Source organism: Reyranella soli (assembly GCF_007992495.1).
GTDB classification, from domain to species: Bacteria; Pseudomonadota; Alphaproteobacteria; order Reyranellales; family Reyranellaceae; genus Reyranella; species Reyranella soli.
Window position 1 is genome coordinate 1 of record NZ_BKAJ01000273.1, and the last position, 7,448, is coordinate 7,448.

The window sequence follows — 7,448 nt, forward strand, 5'->3', positions numbered from 1 at the left end:
TATCCTCGGCGTGGCCGTGTTGATCAACGACGGCAGCGACTCGGTGACGGACGAGGCCGCGTCCGCGGTCCTCGACGCCCTGCGTTCGGCCGGGTTTAACGCAGCAAAAGGAAACTGGCCGGCCGACTGGCGTCGCTTCCGCGGCACGCTCAATGGCCCGCCGGGGCCGACGGAAGCGCCTATCCGCATCGTCGTCGGCTCAAAAGCGCATTGATCTACCCCGGTATCTTCGTCACCCGCGGCCCAGTCTGTCAGCACCTAGACCCACACAAGTCGCCGACGCTAAACAAAAGAGCCTTAGGATGCCGACGTTCGATAGAGTCCAATGGACTGGCGACGACAGGGCATGGGAGGCGATCTGTGCCCTGCATGCCGACAGTTGGAGGCGCCGGAACCGGGCAACACGACGCATTGACTACCAAGAGCGCGTCGTGCGGCCCTCTCTCTCTCGCGCGCGCAACGTCTGAGGTAGTTCTTTAGACCCCTGTAACAGTCCCTCACGGCCCACTAGGACGAACTCGGTTTGGGTTGGCCCGTGTGGGCCGGTTGGGCGGGGGCAAAATGTTCGTTGAAATCAGTTCGGACGGCCAGATCTCGGCCGTATACGTGGAACAGCAGTATCCTGATCAGAAGTGGGTACCGCCGTCCAACGAAGCCTTGCAAGCCTTCTTGGGCGACGCGCCAAAGCTGGGAAGGGATGCGAAGGGCAGGACTTGTTTGCTCCCGGCTCCAATTTTGCCATTGCCCAAGCCGCGCCCTCTCAAGGGCCCCAAAGCACAGATGAAGCAACCTAGCCGCGTATGCGGCCAATCCTCACCGGAAAAGGTGGACCACAGCATGGCCATGCGGTTCACCTCCGCTCTCTACGAGTACACCCAGCACGAACCGATGCCCTGGAAGTGGCTCGGCGACATCGCAAAACACGCAGGGATTCAGCGCGACGACCAGTTCAAGCGGGCTTTCGAGGTCGCAGAGGCCGCAGGCTGGCTCATCGTACACGACGGCAACGCAGTGAAGTTGACTTTTGCGGGCATGAGGGCGGTCCGCCGATTTCAGGACAGCGCCATGGAGAAGCCATGGGATGTAGCGGCCCTTCCGGCCCAACCGCCTTTGGCATCGAGCAGCACTCAGCTTGGAATGGGAACCTAGTCCCTACAGATTCGCGCCATACGTCTGTGGAACCAGACGGCGGGCGGTCCAGCATGATGGCTCAGCGGCCTGGCGGATGCGGCACCGCCCTGACGACTTGACGCGCCGGCTTGTCCTCCCGCTTGCCCTGGTACGAGTCCTGGCGCAGCAGATTGTCCTCGGTCCATGTCAGGTAGGTCACTTCGACGACCAGCTCAGGCCTCACCCAATGCACCTTGGACAGTTTCAACGGCGAGCCGAAGCGGCTGTCGCGAGGCGGCGGCATCTTCGGCACCGCCAGCGGCTTCAGCACGCCTGCCAGACGCTTCAACTCCTTGTCGTTGATGCCGTCCTGGCGCGGCCGGCATAGTGCAGGCGGCCATCCGCGGTGTAGTAGCCGAGGAGCAGCGCGCCGATGTTCGATCGGCTACCTTCGGGATCGGTCCAGCCGACGACCACAAACTCCTCGCGGTTGAGGCACTTCGATTTCAACCAGATCCCGCGGTTACCTGGGGCATAGGGCAGATCGGCGCGCTTGGAGATGGCGCCCTCGAGACCGAGCTTGCAGGCCTCGGCGCGGAACTGAGGGCCGTTGCCGACGACGTGGTGGCTGTAGAGCAAGCCGGCGATCTTGCGCGGGAACAGACGCTTAAGCTTGGCCTTGCGCTCGACCAGGGGCAGCGGTGCGATGTTCTCGCCGTCGACGAACAGGAGATCAAAGGCATAGAAGACGAGCTGATCGGTCTTGCCCTCGTCCATGGCGGCCTGCAGGCGGCTGAACACCGGCTCGCCGTCGTCATTGAGGGCGCAGAGCTCGCCATCGATGTAGGCGGATTTGACTGGGAGCCGCTGCAGCGCCTCGGCCGTGCGCCGGTAGCGATGGGACCAGTCGAGGCCGGTGCGGGTGACCAGCTTGAGGAGAGGGGCCGGGGTACTCCCGAAGGGTTCGGGCCACGCAATCGGCGATCGCTTACATCGGCTCTGGGCGTTTAGCTCAGCGGTAGAGCACACCCTTTACATGGGTGAGTTCGCACGTTCGATCCGTGCCGCGCCCACCATCGCCTTCCCGGCAAAGTTCGCCTGTCGCCGGCTGTAAGTTTATGCGCTGCCCCCAAGAACAACGGAGGGAAAAAGGGCGGCTGACACTGCAGCCAAAGCGGAGTGTAGTCTGCTCGGATCTTCGGGGCACACGCTCTTCAAGGCCGGTCGATCCACGCGCGTGCTGAAGCGCTGGGCTCAGATGGGGCGACCGCTTAGACCCACAGGATTTCCACCGCGGCCACCACAACGAAAATGGCTCTCGAGCGGGTATTGAAAGTCGGATGAGACCAGAACGTCCTCGGCCGGACGGAGGGCTACACAAGCAGTTGATCGTCGGGGAAAACTCGGATGCCAATCACGATGTCTTGGAAGTCATTGTCACCAGTTGTGGTTGGCAGGTCCTCGAAACCTATCTGCAATTCCCGGCCGCCTGGCTCGACTCCGGACAGCACCTGATTGGCGTCTCCCAGATTTAAAGTCGCAAAGGAGTGGAAGATCGGCGCGGCAGTCAGGCTTCCTAGCGCGGTGCTTCGCAAGATCGGCGGTACGCCACCTCCAAAGTCTGCTGGGGCAGTCGTTCCGGGCGTCACAAAGGAGAGATTATCGGAGAGGTTGCCGTAGTGGTCGAACCCGTCCTGAATCAGGAAGAACCCGAGCTTTTCATTGTTCCCCGGCACCCCCAAGCTGACGGTTCGCGCGGCGGCGGGAACGCTCAGCGTCCCGAAGAAGACGATGTTCACATCAAAAATCGTCCCGTCTGCAGCCACCTTGTAAACGCCTAGTGTGTTGTTGTGCGCCGACACCGCAGATTTCAGCTCCAGCACGAAGCGGACCACGCCGTCACCAGTCAGAAATGGCTCGTTCGTGACACCGTTTATGGAGGATGCATCCACCTGTACGCCTTCCGATAAACGGGGCAGAAACCTCTCGAAAGTCACCAACGTATGAGCGTCGACGCCCACACCGCGCGCAACCGTCATGAAATCACCGCCGGAAAAGTCGCCAACCAGCTGAAGGTCCAGGCCGCCAATGCCGAGGGTGACGCCGCCCGCGCCCTTGATAACGTTAACCGCGGCCCGTCCCGCCAATACGCCCTGGAGATTCAATGCGTCTTCAGCGTCAAATCCAACAGCGGTAGTTGCGGTAGGCAAACCGCCCGGCCCGCTGATGATGTCGAGCAAATCGGCGCCACCTCTCAGGTCAATAAAATCAAAAGCGATAAGTCCTTCTGCTGTCATCTTGACGATGTCGCCACCGGAACTGCCTTCCAACCTTTCGACACCTACGAGCTTGCCTGCCGACAAATCCACGGATTGTGGTTCGGCGAGAACAAGGGTGTCGGTGCCGTCACCGCCATCCACCGTCATTCCGGGCGAGAAGACGCCACTGAAAAGGGCCATCCTGTCGTCGCCGCTGATTGAGATCGGCAACTTTGTCCACGAGGGGAGAGTTAATCCAGGCTTCAGCCCCGTGGGGCGATGTGATCCATCTTCGGCGAAGATCCCGAAGCTGACTTCGACAGGCGGCGTTCGCGAGGGCTGATCGAAGGCATCGAACGCGAACATCGGAACGGTCTTGCCGCCATTCTGGTACTGGCCACTGAGCCATGCCGATATCTGCTCGTAGACCTTGATCTGGTTGGGCTGGCTGTAAAAGGTTGAGTAGCCGGTTTCCCCGATGAACGGTTCAATCTTTCCGTGAAGCTGCTGATAGACGGATTCAAAGTAGTTGATGACCGGGGCATAGTCGGTGCTCGACATCGGCCCTTGAGAGGTGGCTTGAGTGTACTGATTGTAGAAGACGACAGGTTTGCCGCCGACCCACGCGTGGCTCCAATGGCTTTCAATGTATGCCGAAACGTTGACGGCGATGGCGTTGGAGACCCCGTAGTTGGCAATCGTCGTCGATACCGGAATCGACGCAAGGCCGTACTTGCTCAACGAGCCGCTCAGGTTGTCGAACGCCTGTGGGATCCAGGTCTTATAGGCGCCGAAGGACGGATCACCTGGCGGTGGCCCGTTCTGATCGATCTCGTTACCAAGGAGGATAATCTTCAGGTGCGCTTGTACCTTCGCGGTGCTGCCGAAGGCATCGATGAGCATCTGGACCCACTTGTCAGTATAGTTCGAGCTGGTCATCAGGCCGGGAGCCCAGGGCTGCCCAAACCCGCCTTGGGCCAGCGCGTTGTTCAGGGTGCCCATGGCAAGCTCGACGTTCGCCGTGTTGACGACGTAGGAGATGACCTGTTGCTGAGTGGGGTCGATGATCGGGTCGTTCGGATTAACTGTCCCGACGGCCACGTCGTGGAATGTCTTGATCAGGCCGAAGTACTGCGTGATCTGGTCGATATCCGCGGTGATGCTGTAGCCGGTCCGCCCGTTTCCCCAACTCTCGTAATTGACGCCGATGTTGTACTTGAATGGCGTATTGATGGGGATGAGCGGGTCGGATGCCATGCTGACGGTCCTCTGTGCCTCGGTTGTCGCCGTACTGATTAATAGTACTCTGCCGAGGTTGCCAAGAAACCACGATCGCCGCTTGGCGGGTCGAGGACCGACCCGAGCTCAGTGACTTACCTGAGACCGCGGGGCAAGCACGAGGAGCCGCGCTGAGCCTCTCGACTTCGAACATTTGCGGCCTGAGCCTAATACTTCGCCGCCTTTGCTTTTTCATCACCAAAAGACGCCTGAACTCCGCTAGCATCTTGGCGGGCGTAGGGTTCGGCAGTCGCCGCAACTCGGCCAGCAGCTTCCACGTGCGCCTAGGATCCATCAACGACGACTCCGTATTGTTGGCGCAGTTGCAGTAGAGTCCCGATATCTGGCGGCCCATCCATGCTTGTCCGGTCGAGGGCGTCGAACATCAGAGCGGCCCGAGCGTTCTCGCCAGTGATTTCCAGCATCTGGCCACCGCCTTTGCTGTACTGGAACCCGTGCACTGTTCTGCGGGGAATGTGTACCAATGTGCCGGCACGCAAACGTAAGCTCTCGCCGCTAAGCACCTAGAACGCTTCATCCCAGTCGTGGCTGTGCGGAGGCGGCCTGGTACCTTTGCCGCCACGCTGCAACGTGATCCCATAGCTTTGCGTGGCGGCATTAGAAGCCAACACGGTCATTTGCTTACCGACCACTTGGGGGCGTTCATGCTGGTCCGGTGTCACGACAAAGTGTGAGGTCATCATAACACTTGTCTCCCAAGAAGCAGAAGCCTCACAGGGCTGCGCTGCTGTCCGCAACCACGAGCGGTGGAGTGATGCGCCCTAGAACAACAGCGCGCCGCTACAGCGGCGCGACGTCATTGTGCGGGGACCATCCAGTACCACTGGCCTGAGGGCGTCTGCACGGCATAACGGCCGGTGTCGTCGCGCCAGTAGCGGTTGCCAGTTTGGTAGTCGACATATCCTTGGTTCGGACCGATGTAGGCCAGCGATTGACGCCGCCCAGTAGTCGGATCGATCCACCAGCTCCGACCTTGCAGTACATCGCCGGCTTGGTTCTGGTTACGACGGTATCCCTCAGCATACTCCTGCTGGGCTTGGCCGCGTTCGCGCTGCACCCGCTGCCATTCCTGCCGCGCCTGATACTCGCGCTGCTGGTTTTGCTGCTCGGCCGAGCGATAGCGCTGGATGCCATCGGGCGTGATCCCACCGGTCGCAGCATACTGGTACGCAAATTGCGGATAGCTCAGCGTGCCACCTTGTGCGACGTGTTGCTGGTATTTGGCATAGCAATCCGGATTCCGCATCGTGCGATGGATGATATCGGCGGTTCGTTCCTGTATCTCGCGATCGAGCTGCTGGCTGCGCGCCAGTTGCTCGCGCAGCATCGCGCCGTAGTCAGGTCCGATATCGTAGCCATTCTGATAGACTTGAGCGACCGTGGGTATCGCCCAGCATGCCGCCGTGGTTAGAAGGCCGAGGAGCGCCCACAATCCTCCACTGTAACGTCCGAACGGCATTAGTCCTACCCCCTAGGATGCTATCGACAGAGGCTATCACGACGGCAAGCGCCTCGTCCCCGCCGACGCACGGATGGCATAATCCCGGCTTCTCAGCCAAAGTCGACGCCGGTGCGGCGGCAGCGGCGGGAATTCGGGAATGGCGGCGGGATATGATGACTAGCGGGAACGCTCCCGCAAAAGTGCAGGGACCTTCGACTGGGCGGGTGTTTCTCCCCCGTTTACTGGTTGCTCTGTTGTTCGCGGCGCCATCGATTGGCTCGTGGTTCAGTAGCAACGTCATCTACCTGCGAATCGACGAGCTGGAGCGGCCTCTGAAGCAGGAACTCGTGACCCTTAGAGCCGGCATGAGCGACCTCGAACGCTTCGTGGCGCAGTTCCAGGCGAACGAGCTTGGTCGTGGCACACTCAACCTATTGATGACTGCCGTCGCAGCCGACGTGAAGTTACGCTATCTCGGCGACAACCTGTACCGTGCTAACGCGGCGTCGATCGGTTCGCTGCGCCGCGCAGCCGCCATCGTCTACCCAAAGAACTGGCAAGCAGTCCTCAAACCCTACGAGGAGACTATTGCTCAAGGATACGACAGCCCGACCGTCGTCCAGCAATTGCAGGCGTTCGAGAACAAGTTAATCGCGGATGCGCTGTCCACCATCACTCGCGATCAGGAGCGCATCAACGCGCTCACTGCAACCCACGAGCGCTACGAACGGTGGCGTGGGTTCATCGCCAGCACGTTGGCCTATCTCGCGGTCGCCCTATCGATCGCTCTCTTTGTCTTTCGGTTGCAGCTCAAGCCATCCTGAGGACCACGGCTCGATGCTGGTCTGCAATCTCGGGAAGCGGCCATCCTCTAGAAAGTTTGAGTGATGCATTGCCTCGGCCAGAGGAAAGCAGACGGTTTGGTGGTACCCCAAAGGAGTCCACTCATCCGTAGGGCTGTAAATCCAGCGCTAGCACCGATGATTATCGCGCGAGCGCGCAGACGAGCAGCGCGAACAACAGTCCTGCGCCGCAGTAGGCCACAAAGATGCGGCGTGCAAAGGTGTCACTGTCCATCATCCTCACCACTTATGCTTGGGTCTGACTGGGCCTTCGTCACAGCACCGCGCGGGGCAGCGACGCCGCCGCACAGGAAGGCTGCACCTGTGCAGGGCCCGACCAATTCTCTGAAGACAACCTTGATGCAGCAGTGGGCGGCTGACAGGTGGCAGGCCATGGTTTGGCTGGCGTTGAGGCGCTGTCGATCTTGACCTGCCAGTGTGAAAGCAGCTGCGGCATATTGAGATAGTTGCCGTCGAAATTGGCCAAGCCGGCGAGTC

At 60.4% G+C, this 7,448-nt stretch carries 8 protein-coding genes and 1 tRNA gene; 4 read left to right on the top strand and 5 right to left on the bottom strand.

Translation table 11 applies throughout. From position 1 onward, the window contains the following. Positions 1 to 214: hypothetical protein (locus RSO01_RS48165; RefSeq protein ID WP_218037661.1), on the top strand; the 214-nt coding region annotated here is incomplete at its 5' end. 347 nt (positions 215 to 561) lie between these two features. Next, a complete protein-coding gene (locus RSO01_RS45215) occupies positions 562 to 1,149 on the top strand; it encodes a hypothetical protein (protein WP_147157195.1) in 588 nt (195 codons plus the stop codon). A gap of 61 nt (positions 1,150 to 1,210) precedes the next feature. Here RSO01_RS45215 and RSO01_RS45220 read toward each other — a convergent pair whose 3' ends face one another. Together RSO01_RS45220 and RSO01_RS45225 are read right to left on the bottom strand one after the other, a co-directional pair. Continuing rightward, on the bottom strand, positions 1,211 to 1,459 hold the full coding sequence (locus RSO01_RS45220) for an ATP dependent DNA ligase (RefSeq protein WP_174826000.1): 249 nt from the start codon (positions 1,457 to 1,459) through the stop codon (positions 1,211 to 1,213). Then, a complete protein-coding gene (locus RSO01_RS45225; protein ID WP_147157197.1) occupies positions 1,456 to 2,139 on the bottom strand; it encodes an ATP-dependent DNA ligase in 684 nt (227 codons plus the stop codon). Before RSO01_RS45225 ends, RSO01_RS45220 begins: the two co-directional genes overlap by 4 nt. On the opposite strand from RSO01_RS45225, the gene RSO01_RS45230 reads away from it, so the two are divergent. Next, a tRNA-Val gene (locus RSO01_RS45230) sits at positions 2,112 to 2,186 on the top strand. The two genes, RSO01_RS45225 and RSO01_RS45230, sit on opposite strands and share 28 nt — an antisense overlap. Positions 2,187 to 2,483: 297 nt before the next feature. Here the strand turns inward: RSO01_RS45230 and RSO01_RS45235 are convergent. Together RSO01_RS45235 and RSO01_RS45245 are read right to left on the bottom strand one after the other, a co-directional pair. Continuing rightward, the gene (locus RSO01_RS45235; protein WP_147157198.1) at positions 2,484 to 4,625 is read right to left on the bottom strand and encodes a DUF4114 domain-containing protein; all 2,142 of its coding nucleotides are present in this window, start codon (positions 4,623 to 4,625) and stop codon (positions 2,484 to 2,486) included. Positions 4,626 to 5,463: 838 nt separating this feature from the next. Continuing rightward, positions 5,464 to 6,126 carry a hypothetical protein gene (locus RSO01_RS45245; RefSeq protein WP_147157199.1) on the bottom strand — a complete coding sequence of 221 codons (663 nt, stop codon included), beginning with the start codon at positions 6,124 to 6,126 and terminating at the stop codon, positions 5,464 to 5,466. Between the two features lie 347 nt (positions 6,127 to 6,473). Between RSO01_RS45245 and RSO01_RS45250 the strand changes: the two genes are divergently transcribed. After that, complete coding sequence (locus tag RSO01_RS45250; RefSeq protein ID WP_147157200.1) at positions 6,474 to 6,932, top strand: hypothetical protein; 459 nt, start codon at positions 6,474 to 6,476, stop codon at positions 6,930 to 6,932. 292 nt (positions 6,933 to 7,224) lie between these two features. On the opposite strand, the gene RSO01_RS48730 is transcribed toward RSO01_RS45250, so the two are convergent. Continuing rightward, the coding region (locus RSO01_RS48730; RefSeq protein ID WP_218037662.1) for a hypothetical protein at positions 7,225 to 7,448 on the bottom strand (224 nt) is incomplete at its 5' end.